Source organism: Microlunatus elymi (assembly GCF_007362775.1).
Classification (GTDB): domain Bacteria; phylum Actinomycetota; class Actinomycetes; order Propionibacteriales; family Propionibacteriaceae; genus Microlunatus; species Microlunatus elymi.
In genome coordinates this window covers 2767697-2782912 of the sequence record NZ_CP041692.1, presented here as the reverse complement: position 1 = coordinate 2782912, position 15216 = coordinate 2767697, and the positions used below count along the sequence as shown (strand labels likewise).

Sequence of the window (15216 nt, the reverse complement as noted above, 5' to 3'; positions counted from 1 at the left end):
ACTCGGCAGCATTGACGGTCACCGCATAGTAGGACTATCGACTTCCTACCCTCGGCAGCGCTGCCCGAAACGCGCTCAGCGACGGCTCAGGATCGCCGATTCAGCGGGTCACCGGCTCGTGAGGTTCCCGGCGGCGGGACTACCCGCCGATGGCCAGCACGCTCCCCGGCCCGATCCCCCACTGGCTCATCGCACCGGCTGCTGCCTCGACGGTGGCGCTGGCCCGCAACCGAAAGCGAGTTCCGCCGGTCCACGGCTTGATCGTCTTCACCAGCAGCACAACGCCGTCCCGGTCGACCACCGCGACGTCGATCGGGTACCGCATGCCGATCATGTGCACCGAGGGACAGCGAGTGATCCACAGCGCGCCCTGCACGCCGTCGCTACCGAGCAGCCCGCGCCGCCTGGTGGCCGAGGTGTCGGCCACCGCCAACGCGGCCACGTCGACACCGTCGCGGATCAGACGTCGCGGACCGGGCCCGAAGATTCTCTGCTGCACCGCCGCATTCTGCCATCACAGCAGTCCGTCCCGGAGTCTTCGAAGTCTGTCGAGACCCTCGGCTCCACTACCATGTAGCCGCAGACGTCACGACCTTGGGAGGGTGTTGGTGCACGGTCGGAGACGATCCGTGGAACGGGTCTATCGCCGGCAGAAGGTCGTTGATCGCATCATCATCGGTGTGCTGGCCGTTGCCACGGCGGCGGGGCTGATGAGTGTTCTTCCCGGATCGACCCAATCGACGGTACGGCGTACAGTCTGCCGGATCGCTTCGCTGGGCCTGGGTGCCTGCGGGCAGCAGGCGTGGACCGCGGCGGCGACCCCGCTGGGCAGCCCCCGATGCCTCGACCTGGCCCGGCTTGATCAGGTACTGCCGGAGGTGTCGGCCACGACCGCGACGTTGCCGGACGGCCTGACTGCGCGGATGCTGCGTTCGAGATCCGGCGACATCACGCTCGACCTCGGGACATCCGACGGACCCCCGCCGGCGATCCTGGACGGTGAGCAGCGCGGCACCCGGCAACTCCTCCCCGGTGTCGCCATCCCGCGTCACGTCGAGTGGTGGCAGCCCGGCGGTCAGGGAGCCGACAGCGTGCTGGCGGCGATCGGCGAACAGCACCGACTGCATGCCCAGCGCAGCTCGGCGCTGGCGTTGTTCGCGGCCGTGGGCGACAACGGCTCGCACCCGATCCCCGATCCGACCATCAGCTACTCCAGCGTGGCCCTGGACCGTTCGGCGCTGCCCGGCTCGGACCCGGCACCCACATCGACCGGCGACGAAAACCGGCTCCGGATCGATCCGTCCAGCCCGGCCGTGATCGCCCACAATCGAATCTTGGAACAAACCTCACTGGTGGCCCGGCTGACCGGCGAACTCAGCGGCGAGCCGATCACCGGCACGCTGCGCTCGACTCGGGATGTGACCGGCCGGCTGACCCAGATCCTGTTCGCCTTCAGCAGCACCCAGGCTCCCGAAACCCTGCCGGGACAGGCTTTTCAGGGCGCCTCGATCAGCTACGTCACTGTCCCGGTGAACACCGAGAGCGAACGAGCGCTGGCCGAGGCGTGGCTGAACAGCCCGACCGGCTTCGGCGTCGACCTGCCGGTGTTGCTCGGTACGGCCACCGCCTCGGCCGATGATCAACTGGCGTCCTGGCTGAGCCGGGCAGCCTCGGTGACCACGCTGACCTACACCGGGGAGACGGCAGCCACCCTCGCCGACCGAGGACAGCAGCAGCTGACGTCGCTGCGCCGGGCCGAGCAGTCGGACCGGTTGCGCGCCGTCATCGTCGTGCCGGCGCAGCCCGACGGATCCCGGCGCCAGGCCACCACCGACCGGCATTGCGTGGCGTCGTGACGGACCGAACCCTGCCCCGTCGAGCCCTGCTGGCCGCCGCCGGTGTCATCTCCGCCGGCGCACTGCTGGCGTCCTCCGCGCGGGCGCAGGCCGACACCGTACGAGCCGGCCGGCTGAGCTTCACTCCCCCCGACGGCGTTCAGTCGGTGCCGCCGGCTGACGGCTGGCAATGGCAGGGAGAGCGGCCCGGCTCACCGGCACCCGCGGTGATCGTGCTGGCCCGCGGTGACCTCACCCCGGCCGCGCCGGACGAGCTGCTCAATCTCCTGATCGCCCCGGCGGCAGCCGGCCGGTTGCCGGATCTGCGGCTGGACGATCGACGGACCGTGTCCGAGGACAACGGGGATCAGCTGCGGCAATCGTTCAGCTACACGCCGACCCGAGGCGTCAGCTACTCCGGCACCGCCCTGTTCACGTCCGGTCCCGATCACAGCGGCATCCTGTTGATCGCCGGCTCGAGCGCGGTGCTGACCGCGGGCCGGGTTGATCAACTTCTCGACTCGGCACGCTGGGTTTCATGATCAAACGCTGCTGGCCGTTCGTCGTCGGTTTGCTGGGCGTGATCATCGCCGGCGCCGGGCTCGATCGTGCGCTGGCCGGCGGCTCGGCGGCGTCGGCCCAGTTCGGCATCGCCGCCGCGGTGCTCAGCGTCTACACCACCGCGATCTGCTTGCTGGCAACCGATCGCGACGATCGTACGCTTCCGGCGACGTTGGTCTGGGGGGGTGCGCTGCCGATCGTGATCGGGTTGGCCACCGTGCTGATCGTGATCATGAACACGCACGCTGTGTCGGCCCTGCTGACCGGACTGCCGTGGCTGCTCGGTCCCCTGCTCAGCGTTCCGCTGAGCCGGGTGCTGCCGGACTTCCTGCGTTACCCGCCCTGGCGTCGCCCCCGGCGGGACTGACGGACGACGGGATCCGGTCAGTCGACCAGTCGCGGCTTCAGGTTCCGCAGTTGATCGACCAGCTGATACGGGTTGGTGAACGAGAATTGTTTCGTCTCGGGGTCGTAGCGCACCGTGACCGGTCCGAAGCCACAATCCAGCGTTGTCTCCACCGGTTTCGGCTTGTCCGGCTTCTTGTCGTCGTCCTTGCCCTTGTCCTTGCCTTTGTCCCCGCTCTTGTCCTGGTCATCTGCGGGCGGCGGCGGTTCCGGCGCCTCGAAGCTGCCGTCGATCCTGCAGTCGTCGGCGTTGAAGCCGGTCTCGGCGGTGGCCCGGGCGGTGGCCGGCCGGCCGCGATCGGCGTGGTTGAGCCGTACGCTCACCTGGACCTCGTCGTCGAACGCATCCCAGCAGTAGCTGGTCAGCGTTGCTCCGTTGGACTTGGCGAGCTGTTGCGCGTCGACCTGTCCCAGATTCAGGCAGCCGGGCTGGCGCACCCGGTCATGCAACGCGTCATCGCCGGTGAACGCCCCGCCGGTCAGCCGACCGGGCAGGTCATCCAGCACCCGACCGGCACCCGCCAGTGCGGCCGCGTCGGCCGCCGTCTGGGCCTGCGAACCCTCACCGCGAGCAACGGTGCCGACCGCGACCAGTCCGGCGGCCACCACGAGGGCCAGAAAGCCCATGATCAGGATCGCCGTGATCGGTCCGGATCCCCGCTCCGCATCGCGCATCTGACTACTCCCCTTGAAGCTGGACCAGGTCTTGAAACCCGGCCCGGTCCGAAGCCGGTTCCACCTCGACTGCCGCTTCGACCGCGGGACGCGAAACCGGGGCTGGACGCGTCCCGCATCCAGCCCCAGTGATCGCACCGAATGGCTTAGCCGCCGGAGGAGACCGAGCTCTTCACGTTGGTGATGAAGCCCTGGATCCAGGTGCCCAACTCGGCGCCCTTCAGCACGCCGATCACCGCGACCACGATCACCGCGGCCACTGCGATCATGCCGACGTACTCCAAGGTGCCCTGACCGGCCTCGCGGCGATCCCGCAGCTTGCTGGTGTTGACGTAGGTCCACGCGTACAACGTGGCGATGAGCTTGTTCATGGTTGTCCTCCCTCGATCTGGGCCCGCAGGCTCCGCATGTCCCGGAGTCCGTTCTCCCCGAGCTCCAGCAATATGAACAGTACGGATCTGCGCCGGCTTGGACATGGGCCCGCGGGCCCAACGCTGGGCCCATCTCGATCGACCGCCGGTCGGCGCCCGGCCGCGAGTTGATCATGGTTTCCAGGGCAGGGTCGTTCATGCGTCGGCCCCTGAGTCGATCAGAGTGTCCCACGAATTGATCATGGTGAGATCCGAGTTGATCATGGTCGCCGGCACCGATGATCACGGTGTCAACCACAGCGACACCGCCCGGCTGCGGCTGGTCACGTCGAGCTTGGCGAAGATCCGGTTGATGTGGTTCTTCACCGTCTTCTCCGAGATGAACAGCTTCAACGCGATCTCGGCGTTGCTGGCCCCCTCGGCGATCAGATCCATCACCTCGGTCTCGCGCTCCGACAGGCCGAACTGCGCGGCCCGCTGCGAGGTCGTGGTGACCGGTGTGCGCAGTGCGACCAGGGCCGGACCGGAGAAGGTGCCGTGGCCGCTCGCGGCCATCCGGACCGCGCCGATCAACTCGTCGGCACTGAAGTGACCGTGCACCAGATAACCCTTGGCCCCGGCCTGGATCGCTCCGCCGACCACCTCCGGCGCATCGGAGTAGGTCAGCATCACGACGTTGGTCAGTTCCGCGACCTCGGTCGCGGTGGTGACTCCGTCCTGACGCGGCATCCGTACGTCCAGCAGCAGCACATCCGGACGCCGGTTGCGGACCGCCGTCGCGGCGGCGACCCCGTCGGCGACCTCGGCGACCACGTTGATGTCGGCTGCGGTACCCAGCAGACTGCGAATGCCCAGCCGGACCACGGCGTTGTCGTCGGCGACGACCACGCTGATGACCCCGGTACCGCTAACCAGCTGGGTCACGGCTGTCTCAGAGCTGTCCATCTGACCGTTGTTCCTTCCCCCGGGGCGGAAACGACGGTGGCCGTCCCGCCCACTGATTCGGCCCGTTCTCGCAGACCGCGTTGACCGAAATGGCCTGCCCGTTCTCGCTCGGCCAGCACCGCCGGGTCGAATCCGATCCCGTCGTCGCTGACCACCAACTCGATCGTGTCGGCGCCGCCCAGCAGGGACACGTCGACCTCGCTCGCCTGCGCGTGCTTCTCGATGTTGTGCAGGCACTCCTCCAGTGCCGCGACCAGCTGGTGCGTCACCTCAGCCGCCGCGTCGACCGCGGCGGTCTTGTTCAGCCTGGCCGGGACGGATGTCCTGGCCGACCAGTCCCGCAACCGTTCGCTGACCACCTCGACGGTCGGCCGATCCCACTGCCCGCTGCGCAGGGCCATCAGCAACCGGCGCGCCTCCGCGGCGGCCGTCTCGGCGCCGTGCGCCAGACCGTCGGCCAGCTCTCGTACCATTGCCGGCTGCTGATCGACCGCACGGGTCAACGCGTACGCGGTGAGCGAGATCCCGTGCAGCGACTTGCCGACCGAGTCGTGCATGTCTCGGGCCAGCCGGGCCCGTTCCTCGGCCGCACCGATCGCCGCGACCGTCTCCGACACCTCCGCCTGTGCCTCGATCCTGGCCATCGTGCTGTGCCTGATCACGGCACCGATCACCGCGACGCCGACCACCAAGGCCGGCAGTCCGGCCACGGCGGCCAGCCAGTCCGCCCAGCCGGTGTCCGCGGCCATCAGGGCCGGCGCCCAGATCGCGCCCAGCGCCAACGGGGCGACCAGCACCCACAACACGTGCCGCGGGAACAGCAGTCCGGCGGCCAGCGCCGTACACACCGCGGTCAGCGTCCACGGCTGGGCGCTGCTCACGCTGAGCAGCAGCAGCACCGACAGCGCGACATCCAGCGAGGCCAGCAGCGGATGGCTGATCAGCAGTTCCATCAGCCGCCGGCCGCGGCTGTAGAGCAGGCTCAGGAAGGTCAACGTCAGCAGGCTGATCGCCGCGACGGCCGAGCCCTGCAGGATGGCGACCGGCGCGGCCAGCGCCAGGCAGATCAGCCGCGCTGTGTAGACCCAGCGCACCAGCCGGACGAAGTGCGCGTCGCCGAGCAGCACCGCGGATGCGGCGGTGGTCATCCGGTCGGGCACGGTCGACTCCAGCGCGACGGTCACGAGAACGCCTTGAACAACGATCCGAAGTCGATGTCCGCGCCGACCACGATGCCGACGACCAGCAGGATCAGGGCGGCCGGCACCATCAGCAGCGACGTCACCAGGGTGACCCGCGGCGCGATCTGGGCCGCCCGGCGCCGGGCTTGCTGGGCACTCGTCCGGCGCATGTCCAACGCGATCTGGTTCAGCGTGTCGATCAGCGGAGCGCCGAGCTCCTCCGCCTGCAGGAAGGCGGTCACGAAGGTCCGCATCGACTCCGAACCGGTCCGCTCCTGCAGGCCGCTGAAGGCGACCCGCAGGCTCGCGCCGTGACTCATCTGGTCCAGGGTCAGCCCGACCTCCTCGGCGATCGGTCCGGAGAACCGGTCGGTGACGCGCCGCAACGCGGCCCGGAACGCGATGCCGGCCGACACGGTCACCGCCAGGATGTCGAGGAAGTCGGGCAGCTCGCGGTCGACCGCCTCGCGTCGTCTGCGTGCGCTGCCGGCGATGCCCATCAGCGGCACCACTACGACGATCACCGGCAGCAACGGAAGCGCCAGCCACTGACCGTTGATCATGAACATGATGCCGACCGGGATCATCAGCACGATCCACCAGGCGACCCGGCGGATCAGCCGATCGACCGTGACGCCCTCGGGACGGCCGGCCTGATCGATCATCCGGCGCAGATAGCCGACGCCGCGGCGTCCGAGCAGCCGGCGAAGGGCCGGAACCAGCGGGTCGGCGAGCAGGTCCAGGGGTGATCGACGATTGGCGCGACGCCGTTCGTCGCGGAGCAGGATCAGGTCGTCGGCGTCCAGATAGTCCGCGGGCCGGGAACGAACCAGCCGCAGGCCGAGGATGAAGACGAGCACGGCAGCGGTGAAGCCGAGGGCCGGCCACAGGGCGGAGACGGCGGTCATCAGCGGCCGATCCTGGTCATCCGGCGAATGATCCACAGACCCAGCACGATCAGCCCGAAGCCGACCACCAGGGCCAGCTGCCCGATCAGGTTCTGGGTCATCAGCTCGACGGTGCCCGGCCGGACGACGTTCAGCACAGCGAGCATGCCGATGCTCATCGCCGCGACCAGGTTGGAGGTGCTGCGGGCCTGGGCCAGCGTCGTACGGACCTCACGGCGGACCTCCTTGCGGTCGTCGAGGGTGAACGAGATGTCCCGCAACGCCTTGACCAGCGAGCCGCCGGAGCGCGAACTCACCACCAGGGTGGACATCAGCACCTGCACCTCGCTGGCCGGCAGTCGATCCGCGAGCTCGGTCATCGCGTCCTCCAGCGATGCTCCGAACCGCACCTCGGCGTTCAGCCGCGCGATCTCGGAGCGCGCCGGCTCGGCCATCTCGTTCTCCGCCACCGACCACGCGGTGGCGATGCTCAGTCCCGCGTTGGTGGCATTCGACAGCACTCGAGCCAGTTCGGGAATCTGCTGGACGAATTTCTCCTTGCGATGTTCCCGGGCCCGGGACAGCCAGAGCCGCAGGATGACGTAACCAGCGGCCAGGCCGACCACCGCGAAGATCGGCGCCAGCAGCTGATACAGCACCACCGGGACGATCACCGTGATGGCCAGCAACACGATCACCACCGCGAGCCGGTTGTAGCCGATACCGGCCTGGTCCAGCTGCCGATCCAGCCAGGAGCCCAGCCGGGTCCTCAGGAAGCGACGATTCGCCCGCTGGAACCGGGTGCCGGTGCTCTCGTCGAGGTCGCCCGCCGACAGCGTGGCCAGCACGATCTGCCGGCGACCGGTAGCGCTGCCCACGAGCTGGGCGATGCCGGCCACCGCCAGCACGACACAGGCGATCAACGCCAGGTAGGCGATCGCCATCATCAACTCACCGGCCAGGATGCCGGCACGGTCACCGGCCAGGACGCGGGCACCGAGATGCCGCTCTGGGCCAGGTTGTCCAGCAGCCGGTCGGGAAGATCGAAGTGCTCGAACCGATGACCGATTCCGTCCCAACGGGCGATCGTGTGCATCCGATACTCCGAGCGCTGTTCGGACACCAGATAGCCGATCTCCACCACCCGGCGGGAACCGTCGGAGTAGCGGGTCAGCTGCATCACCAGCTGGAGTGCTCCGTTGACCTGGTCCCGGATCGCCTCGAACGGGATGTCGACCTCGCTCATGGTGGCCAGCGTCTCGATCCGGGACAGCGCATCCAGCGCGGAGTTAGCGTGCACGGTGGTCAGCGAGCCGTCGTGACCGGTGTTCATCGCCTGCAACATGTCCAGCGCCTCGCCGCCGCGGACCTCGCCCACGATCACCCGATCGGGTCGCATCCGCAACGAGTTGCGGACCAGATCACGGATGCTCACCGCGCCCCGGCCGTCGACGTTGGCCGGTCGCGTCTCGAGCCGCAGTACGTGTGGCTGGGTCAAGGACAGCTCGGCGGCGTCCTCGACGGTGATGATGCGTTCCGAGTCCGGTACGAAGGCCGACAGTGCGTTGAGCATGGTGGTCTTGCCGGACGAGGTGCCGCCGGAGACGGTGATGTTCAGCCGCGCCTTGACGCTGGCCGCCAGCAGATCGGCGATCGGCTGGTCCAAGGTGCCGCGTTGCAGCAACTCCGGCAGGCCGTACGCCTTCGGGAACAGCCGGATCGTCACCGACGGGCCGTTCAGCGACAGCGGCGGCAGCACCACGTTGACCCGGGCGCCGCGCGGCAGCCGGGCGTCGGCCGGCAGCCGGGCGTCGACCATCGGGCTGGCTTCGTCGACCCGCCGGTTGACGCCGGACACGATCCGGTCGATGGTCTGCAGCAGCTGCGCCTCGCTGGTGAAGCCGGACGGGATCCGCTCGACCCGGCCGAACCGCTCCACGTACACCGTCTCGTGGCCGTTGATCATGATCTCGGAGATCGTCTCGTCGGCCAGCAGCGGCTCCAGCACACCGAGACCGATCGCCTCGTCGACGACGCGACGGATCAGGGTGGACCGTTCCCGGCTGGAGAGGATGACCCCTCGCGGGAGATCAGATGGGCCAGCACCCGCTCGAGCCGGGCCCGTCGCTCCTCGCCGGGCAGACGGGACAGTTCCTGCAGGTCCACCTCGTCCAACAGGATCTGGCGAAATCTGCGGACGACCTCGTCGTCGGCGGTGTGCGTACTGGTGACCGCGGCGGTGGGCCGGGCGAAACTCTGACTGAAGGAGCTTCTCATGGCATCGTCGCCTCACTGCTGAAGTGCGGGTCGCCGATCTTCAGCACCGACGGCGCGCGGACGACCACCCGTACGCCGTGGTGCGGGCCGAAGGTGGAGACCGAGACAAGATCAACACCGCCCGGCAGGCTCGCTTCGGCGGCTGCCTGGGGCGACTCCCCCAACGAGTAGGCGCGTGCGGCGTCCCGGGCCGACTGGTGTGCCGCGTGAGCGGTGTACGCCGCCGCGAAGAGCTGGAGCACCAGCACCATCGCGATCAGCACCACCGGCAGCAGGCCGACGAACTCGAGGCTGGCCGTGCCACGTTCTCGCCGGGCTCGCCGGGCTCCTCGGTGTCGGGACGGCAGGACGGACAGGTCGCGGCTGGTCATCGTGGCTCCCGTACGGTCGTGTGCTCGACATCGACGTTGACCTCGCGGGCGACGCCGTGCCCGATCAGCAGCGGGCTGCTGACCCGGACGACCACCCGCTGCCCGGTCGACGACACCACCCGGCCGTCGAATCCTGCGGGCACGGCCTTCCGTACGGCCGCGGCCGGATCCTGGCCCAGCGACGCGGCCCGGGCCGCGTCGTCTCCGGCAACGCCGGACCAGACGAAGGCCAGCCCCAGAAGCACGAGTTGCAGGCAGAGCACCAGCACACCGAGAGCGGCCGGGACCAACGCCACCGTCTCCAGCGCGACCTGGCCGGACTCGGCCTTCGCTCGTCTGCCCGCCCCGGTCAGCGACTTCTTCTGCGAACCGCCGGACTTCGCCGGGCCCGGCGGAGAATCATCGGTACGGGCAGGCTTGCCGGGCTTCGTGGTCGGCCGGACGAGGCCGACCTCCTGGGCGATGGCCCGAAGGCTCTTCCACCAAGCCTGGTTGCGAACTTCGGCCGGCGTCCTGCTGTTGCCGGCCCGCTCGAGGCCGCGTCCCAGGTCGGGAATGAGGATCTCCGAACGGCGGCCGAGCACCAGTTGATCGATCGTGTCCTGCTGGATCTCGCTGCTGCGGTCGAACCGGTTCACGACGACATGAACGCCGTCCGGGTTGGTGACCGCGAGCGACTCCCAGAAGGTCACCTGACGCCGGGCCGCGCGCAGCGCCGGCACGTCGGCGGTCACCAGTTGCAGGGTGATGTCGGCGGTCTCCACCGCGGCGGCCTGGGTCGTCGTCACCGCGGCTCCCGCGTCGATGATCACGACGTGGTACGAACCGCGCAACTGCGCGACGATCCGGCGGATCGCCTCCGGGGTGACGGCCTCGGTGTCCCGGATCTCGACCGGGGCCAACAGCAGGTGCAGACCGCTGGTGTGCACCACGACCGTGTCCGCGACGGCCCGCGGTGACAGGTCGTCACTGATCTTGGCGAGTTCGGCCACCGAGACGCGATGCGACACGTCGAGAAAGCTCGGCACGTCACCCTTCTCGATGTCCAGATCAACCAGGCAGACGCGCAGATCCCGTTGCTGAGTTGCGACATCCCAGGCCAGGTGGGATGCGACGACGGTCGCGCCGACCCCGCCCTTGGCGCCGGTCACGGTGAGCACCCGGCCGCCACGATTCTCCGCCAGCGCGGCCGACTGCTGGTCGGTGATCACCCGGCGTACGGTCTGGCCCCACTCCAGCACCGCCGCCATCCGTTGATCAAGGTCTTCCAGCCCGAACGGATAGCTGAGGATGCCGCGGGCTCCGGCCTCCAACGCAGCGCCGTAGCTGGCCACCGACGGCGAGGCGGTGATCACGATCACCGCCAGCGCGGGATTACGCAGCGTCAGGTCACGAACCACCTGACTGACCAGCCCCGGGCCGAGTTGATCATGAACGAAGACCACGGACGGCTTGTGCGTCAACACCGCACTCGGCAACTCGGTGGTCGACTCTGCGATGAAGGCGACCTCGACCTGCATCTCACTTTGATCAAGGCGGGAGCGAAGCTCCTGCAGAATCACCTGGTCCGCAACGGCAATAACTGCGCGATTCATCTCTGCTCCACCGGGATAGCAGTGCCGCCGAGCTTGCCGGCGTCGTACGTCTTCTCCTCGCCGCTGCGGTCCTGGGCCACGCCGGACGGCAACCCGACCAGCCGGACCTCCTTGGCGAAGGAGTTGGCATAGGTGACCGACAGTGCGGCGTCCGACTTCAGCGCCAACGTCACCGGAATGACGTCCTGCATGGTCTGCTTGTCGGCAGACGGCACCTGCTTCTGGCCCTCGATCGACACCACCCGCACGTTCTCGACCAGGATCCTTGCCTGCTGAGGAAGTCCGGGGACGTCGGCGAACGTCGCGTACACGTCGACCCTGTCACCAGGCTTGATCCGGCCGACCAGTCCCGTCACCGCGTTCACGTTGACCGCGACCTCCCGCTCGTCGGGGTCAAGATCACTTTGTGGCACCAACACGTCGGTACTGACCGCGGCACCGGCGGTCAGCGGGACTGCGGTGACTTGGCCGTCGATCGCCTGGGCCTGCAGCTTGGTGTTCGCGGCCGCGTAGCGCTCAGGCACCTGGACCGGTTCGGTGTTCTTGTTCGACAGCGTGGTGAACGCCGGCAAGTCCTTGGTGACTTGGTAAACCGTCACCGTCGGGCCGACCTTGCTGTTGACGTCTCCGACGTAGGTCGAGACGCCGACAAACACCACCACGGCGGCGACAGCGGCGAGCACCATCAGCAATACGCCGCGTCGTTGGCGGGGGTTCATATGACTTGGTTACCTTCCTGAACGTTTCCTGCTCCGAACGTGTGCGGGCCTGAACGCCTGCTGCTCCGAGCTTCGTGTTGCCTATTTCGTGCTGCCTGTATTCGGTGTTGCCTGGCACGTCTTGTCGCCGGGAACTTCTTGTTGCTGCGAACGGCGGTTCGGGCGAACCCTGTGTGGGTTCAAGCGGTCGGGACCGACACCGGCTGCTCGCTGTTGATCATGGATGGCCCGTCGGTCCGCTGGTTGCAGAACGCACACCAACCGTCGACCAGGCCGGCGTCGCAGGTCCGGCAGGACCGAGCCGGTGCATCGATGAGCTGCGGCGGGGTGAGGGCGGTCAGCTCGATCGACCCCTTGGTCCGGTACGGCGCTCGGACCGTGGTGCCGACCTCGATCCGATGGGCCTGGGTCGCCGACAGTGCGCGTTCCAGCTCGGGACCGACCGGGCCGCCCACGTACAGCAGTTCCCCGGCCGACGTCGGCACCGTGGCCGGCAACGGAGTCAGATCATCGTCGCCCAGTTGGGACAGAAAGGTTCGCGACGGCAGCAGCGACAGCCAGCGCCGGCCGAACGAGGGTTCAGGTTGCTGCAGCCCGAACAGCTGCCGATGCCAGACCAGACTCCTGCACTGCCGCAGCGTCTGCCGAGCCAGCTGCACGCCATGCCCGGGATCGGTCCAACCGCCGTTGGACGCAAGATCACCGACAACCGCACCGGCCACTGCCAGGGTCAACGGATGATGGTCGGCGCCGAGCACGCAAATGTTCATGGCCGGTCGGCCGGCCAGCACCACGTGAGCCTGTTCACGGGCGGATACAAGTGCTCCCTGTGGCACAAGAAACAGGAGATGCTCTGCCGTTGAATTCTCGGTTTCCAGAAGGGAAAGCAATCCTGACGGCGCCGCCGTCGACAATCCCTTTGCCGTGCCCAACGACGTTGCGCCGAGAACAACGATCTCCATGCAAAACCCCCAAAATTACTCTGCCCAACGTCACCGGGCGCTTCGCAATCGGATGAAATCTTTCCCCAGAAGCGTACCGAGGCAATGGGCCAAAACGCCGCTACCTTCGTCGCCTACTTCGTCCGACCTGCGTCAAAGTGACGACTCGGGCTCGTCTGCTCGACCCGACGCCGAGCGAACTGAGCGCCGGGACGGCCGCAGTCTCGGGGGTCGGCACACCCCGGACATCACGGTTCGTCGTCAACAGACGCACGGAAATTCTCCCCCAAGAGACTGAGCCATACACCGGATATCGCCGGTATAGGCATCAGGATGATGGCAGGGCGAAGCCCCCATCGGCAAATCAGCAGCCCACAGCTGGACCTGTCCGGGAAACATTGCGGAGATGTTCGTACGGCACTTGGCTCGTACAAAGCCCATCTGTGGCCGGAGCAGCGGCGCTAGCTCCGCCGCCTGCTTCGGCCGATCAGAATTCCTCCGCCGACACAGGCTGCGGCCAACACCAGCCCGCCCACCACGACGCCGACGACCAGCCCGGTGTGATCGTTACCGGTGTTGCCGTCACCCGTGTCGGCGGGATCGCCGGCGTTCGAGCCGGGCGTCGCGTCGGTCGCTGCAGTGCCTGCCGAGGTCGACGAGGTCGACGGGGTCGAGCCGGCCGACGGCGACGCGGACGCCGATGCGGCGGTCAACTGCGGCACTCCTGACTCGGCACCGTCCACCGCCACACTCAACCGGATGTGCATCAGCCGGCCGGTCAACTCGGGCTGCAGGGCCCCCAGGGAGACACCGATGTAGTAGTCACCGGCTTGCGACGTCCAGCGAACCGATCGATCCGCGCTCTCGCGATTGCGGTAGCGGACCTGGGTGGTGACTGCACTCAAGCGGGCGTCACCGCCACCCGCTCCGGTGACCGAGACCTCCTTCGAGGTCAGCTCGGCGCGATCGGGGCCGAACAGCGTCAGGCCGGGATAGAACCCGTCCGTGTCACCGGGCGACCAATCCGTTCCGCGCTTCGGCAGATCTGCAGTCACCCGAAGCCGCTGCCCGTACTTGACCGGCACCCGGTACATCAGCGTCTCGCCGACGGCGATCGTGTCGTCCCAGGTCCCCGCCTGCAGGCTGCCCGCATCGACGAACGACGTCCCACCGACCACGTGGCGGACCGGCTTGGCTGCCTTGACGGTCCTGGCCGTGCCCGCCGGTCCGGCCGGCTCAGGCAACTCGGTCACGTTGGTCGCCGGCGGAGTCGACGAGACCCGAAGCTCGATCCGCAGGACCGGTTGCTGTTCCACGAACTGACTGGGCTGGACCTTCAGCACCAACGGCTCGGCAACGCAGGGATCGTCGGTTCCCGACGAACTCGCCGCCGAACCGGTGGCCGGTGCCCCCACCACGGTGGTGGCCACCTTGGCCGACCCCAACGAGGTCGATCCCCCGCGCGCCGAGTCACAGGTCTGACCGTCGGCGGTCTGCAGTTCCAGGTTGTAGCTGGTCATCCGATAACCACCGGCGGCGTGGTTGACGTCGGCCAGCGACACCGAGACCGGATGGCCCGGCTGCCGATCGATGCGGTAGTACCGCTCCTGCACCGACTTGGCGAATCGGTCGGTGTACTGGCCGTCGGCGATGGCCGGTGCTGACGACGGATCATCGGTGCCCTTGACCGGCGTACCCGACAACTGGAACGGACGCAGTGCGCGAGTAGTGATCTTCTGCAACGAATCGGTCAGATCGCCGGACCGATCGGCGTCGTAATAGGAGCCGTTGCCGGCGCCGGCGATGCACTTCAGCTGTTTGCGAGCCTTGGCGTTCACATCGAAGCCGACCGCGTTGAACTGCAGATCGACACCCGACCCGGCCAACTTCTTCGCCGTCGGGCACGGATCCTTGACGCAGTTCTCCTCGCCGTCGGAGACCAGCACCAACACCCGCTTGCCGGAAGATCCGAGATCGCCGATGGACTTGGTCAGTGAGTACGCGATCGGCGTCTCCCCGACCGCTTTGAAGCTGCCCACGGCGGTGTCGAGCTTGCCCCGGTCGAGCGGGCCGACCGGCAGTACGAGATCGGTGTCCCGACAGGCTTTCGGATTCTTTTCCTTGGGTTCGGAAATCTTCGATCCATAAACGCGCAGGCCGACTTCGGCATTATCCGGTAATGATCCTGCGACACTCTTAACGGCTTGTTTGGCCGCCGCTAACTTGGTGCCGCCGGAGGACACCTTTTCGTTCATCGATCCGGATACGTCGAGCAGGAAGAGAATTTTCGTCTTCTCCGGCTCGTCGGCCGATGCCGGTGCGCTTGCCGCCGCCAGAATCAGGGCCGTGGACGCCAACAACGCCAGTCCAGCCCGGACTGCCCGGTTTCTCGCCGATGGGCGCACGAATCCCCCTCATTAACCCCGATCAACGCGATGAGCCAACCCTGTCAT

At 67.9% G+C, this 15216-nt stretch carries 17 protein-coding genes; 3 read left to right on the top strand and 14 right to left on the bottom strand.

The features are described 5' to 3' along the window. Positions 1 to 139: 139 nt before the first annotated feature. Positions 140 to 499 (bottom strand): DUF192 domain-containing protein, encoded by a 360-nt coding sequence (locus FOE78_RS12525; protein WP_210414560.1) that lies wholly within the window; start codon positions 497 to 499, stop codon positions 140 to 142. A gap of 130 nt (positions 500 to 629) precedes the next feature. Between FOE78_RS12525 and FOE78_RS12520 the strand changes: the two genes are divergently transcribed. From FOE78_RS12520 to FOE78_RS12510, 3 genes are read left to right on the top strand one after another with little or no spacing between them, the layout of a single operon-like run. After that, a complete protein-coding gene (locus FOE78_RS12520) occupies positions 630 to 1856 on the top strand; it encodes a hypothetical protein (RefSeq protein WP_143986589.1) in 1227 nt (408 codons plus the stop codon). Then, positions 1853 to 2377, top strand: a complete 525-nt coding sequence (locus FOE78_RS12515) for a hypothetical protein (RefSeq protein ID WP_143986588.1) — start codon at positions 1853 to 1855, stop codon at positions 2375 to 2377. The genes FOE78_RS12520 and FOE78_RS12515 overlap by 4 nt, the downstream gene beginning before the upstream one ends. Beyond that, positions 2374 to 2763: a hypothetical protein gene (locus tag FOE78_RS12510; protein WP_143986587.1), complete on the top strand. Its 390-nt coding sequence runs from the start codon at positions 2374 to 2376 to the stop codon at positions 2761 to 2763. The genes FOE78_RS12515 and FOE78_RS12510 overlap by 4 nt, the downstream gene beginning before the upstream one ends. A 17-nt stretch (positions 2764 to 2780) precedes the next feature. Here the strand turns inward: FOE78_RS12510 and FOE78_RS12505 are convergent, their stop codons facing one another. The 13 genes from FOE78_RS12505 to FOE78_RS12450 all read right to left on the bottom strand — a co-directional run bounded on the left by FOE78_RS12505 (position 2781) and on the right by FOE78_RS12450 (position 15120). Then, positions 2781 to 3476, bottom strand: a complete 696-nt coding sequence (locus FOE78_RS12505; RefSeq protein WP_143986586.1) for a pilus assembly protein TadG-related protein — start codon at positions 3474 to 3476, stop codon at positions 2781 to 2783. A 146-nt stretch (positions 3477 to 3622) separates the two neighbouring features. Further along, complete coding sequence (locus FOE78_RS12500) at positions 3623 to 3847, bottom strand: hypothetical protein (RefSeq protein ID WP_143986585.1); 225 nt, start codon at positions 3845 to 3847, stop codon at positions 3623 to 3625. A 282-nt stretch (positions 3848 to 4129) separates the two neighbouring features. Next, positions 4130 to 4771: a LuxR C-terminal-related transcriptional regulator gene (locus FOE78_RS12495; protein ID WP_210414559.1), complete on the bottom strand. Its 642-nt coding sequence runs from the start codon at positions 4769 to 4771 to the stop codon at positions 4130 to 4132. Further along, entirely contained in the window at positions 4768 to 5976 is a 1209-nt protein-coding gene (locus tag FOE78_RS12490; protein ID WP_143986583.1) for a sensor histidine kinase, read from the bottom strand. The genes FOE78_RS12495 and FOE78_RS12490 overlap by 4 nt, the downstream gene beginning before the upstream one ends. Continuing rightward, positions 5973 to 6881: a type II secretion system F family protein gene (locus tag FOE78_RS12485; protein WP_143986582.1), complete on the bottom strand. Its 909-nt coding sequence runs from the start codon at positions 6879 to 6881 to the stop codon at positions 5973 to 5975. The genes FOE78_RS12490 and FOE78_RS12485 overlap by 4 nt, the downstream gene beginning before the upstream one ends. Continuing rightward, positions 6881 to 7807, bottom strand: coding sequence for a type II secretion system F family protein (locus tag FOE78_RS12480; RefSeq protein ID WP_143986581.1), 927 nt, complete (start codon positions 7805 to 7807; stop codon positions 6881 to 6883). The genes FOE78_RS12485 and FOE78_RS12480 overlap by 1 nt, the downstream gene beginning before the upstream one ends. Continuing rightward, positions 7807 to 8868, bottom strand: a complete 1062-nt coding sequence (locus tag FOE78_RS12475) for a CpaF family protein (protein WP_228265812.1) — start codon at positions 8866 to 8868, stop codon at positions 7807 to 7809. The genes FOE78_RS12480 and FOE78_RS12475 overlap by 1 nt, the downstream gene beginning before the upstream one ends. 35 nt (positions 8869 to 8903) lie before the next feature. After that, positions 8904 to 9137: a hypothetical protein gene (locus FOE78_RS23865; RefSeq protein ID WP_210414556.1), complete on the bottom strand. Its 234-nt coding sequence runs from the start codon at positions 9135 to 9137 to the stop codon at positions 8904 to 8906. Beyond that, the gene (locus FOE78_RS12470; protein WP_143986580.1) at positions 9134 to 9508 is read right to left on the bottom strand and encodes a TadE/TadG family type IV pilus assembly protein; all 375 of its coding nucleotides are present in this window, start codon (positions 9506 to 9508) and stop codon (positions 9134 to 9136) included. Before FOE78_RS12470 ends, FOE78_RS23865 begins: the two co-directional genes overlap by 4 nt. Further along, complete coding sequence (locus FOE78_RS12465) at positions 9505 to 11103, bottom strand: cellulose synthase operon protein YhjQ/BcsQ (RefSeq protein ID WP_143986579.1); 1599 nt, start codon at positions 11101 to 11103, stop codon at positions 9505 to 9507. The genes FOE78_RS12470 and FOE78_RS12465 overlap by 4 nt, the downstream gene beginning before the upstream one ends. Next, complete coding sequence (gene cpaB, locus FOE78_RS12460; RefSeq protein ID WP_143986578.1) at positions 11100 to 11822, bottom strand: Flp pilus assembly protein CpaB; 723 nt, start codon at positions 11820 to 11822, stop codon at positions 11100 to 11102. The genes FOE78_RS12465 and cpaB overlap by 4 nt, the downstream gene beginning before the upstream one ends. A gap of 179 nt (positions 11823 to 12001) precedes the next feature. Continuing rightward, the gene (locus FOE78_RS12455; RefSeq protein WP_143986577.1) at positions 12002 to 12613 is read right to left on the bottom strand and encodes a hypothetical protein; all 612 of its coding nucleotides are present in this window, start codon (positions 12611 to 12613) and stop codon (positions 12002 to 12004) included. 611 nt (positions 12614 to 13224) lie between these two features. Next, positions 13225 to 15120 carry a vWA domain-containing protein gene (locus FOE78_RS12450; protein ID WP_143986576.1) on the bottom strand — a complete coding sequence of 632 codons (1896 nt, stop codon included), beginning with the start codon at positions 15118 to 15120 and terminating at the stop codon, positions 13225 to 13227. Between the last annotated feature and the right edge of the window lie 96 nt (positions 15121 to 15216).

Bases quoted from the DNA above. Each gene is read 5' to 3' on its own strand.
- FOE78_RS12510 (WP_143986587.1), top strand. From the start codon at position 2,374: ATGATCAAACGCTGCTGGCCGTTCGTCGTCGGTTTGCTGGGCGTGATC.
- FOE78_RS12505 (WP_143986586.1), bottom strand. From the start codon at position 3,476: ATGCGCGATGCGGAGCGGGGATCCGGACCGATCACGGCGATCCTGATC.
- FOE78_RS12500 (WP_143986585.1), bottom strand. From the start codon at position 3,847: ATGAACAAGCTCATCGCCACGTTGTACGCGTGGACCTACGTCAACACC.
- FOE78_RS12485 (WP_143986582.1), bottom strand. From the start codon at position 6,881: ATGACCGCCGTCTCCGCCCTGTGGCCGGCCCTCGGCTTCACCGCTGCC.
- FOE78_RS12480 (WP_143986581.1), bottom strand. From the start codon at position 7,807: ATGATGGCGATCGCCTACCTGGCGTTGATCGCCTGTGTCGTGCTGGCG.
- FOE78_RS23865 (WP_210414556.1), bottom strand. From the start codon at position 9,137: ATGAGAAGCTCCTTCAGTCAGAGTTTCGCCCGGCCCACCGCCGCGGTC.
- FOE78_RS12470 (WP_143986580.1), bottom strand. From the start codon at position 9,508: ATGACCAGCCGCGACCTGTCCGTCCTGCCGTCCCGACACCGAGGAGCC.
- FOE78_RS12465 (WP_143986579.1), bottom strand. From the start codon at position 11,103: ATGAATCGCGCAGTTATTGCCGTTGCGGACCAGGTGATTCTGCAGGAG.
- cpaB (WP_143986578.1), bottom strand. From the start codon at position 11,822: ATGAACCCCCGCCAACGACGCGGCGTATTGCTGATGGTGCTCGCCGCT.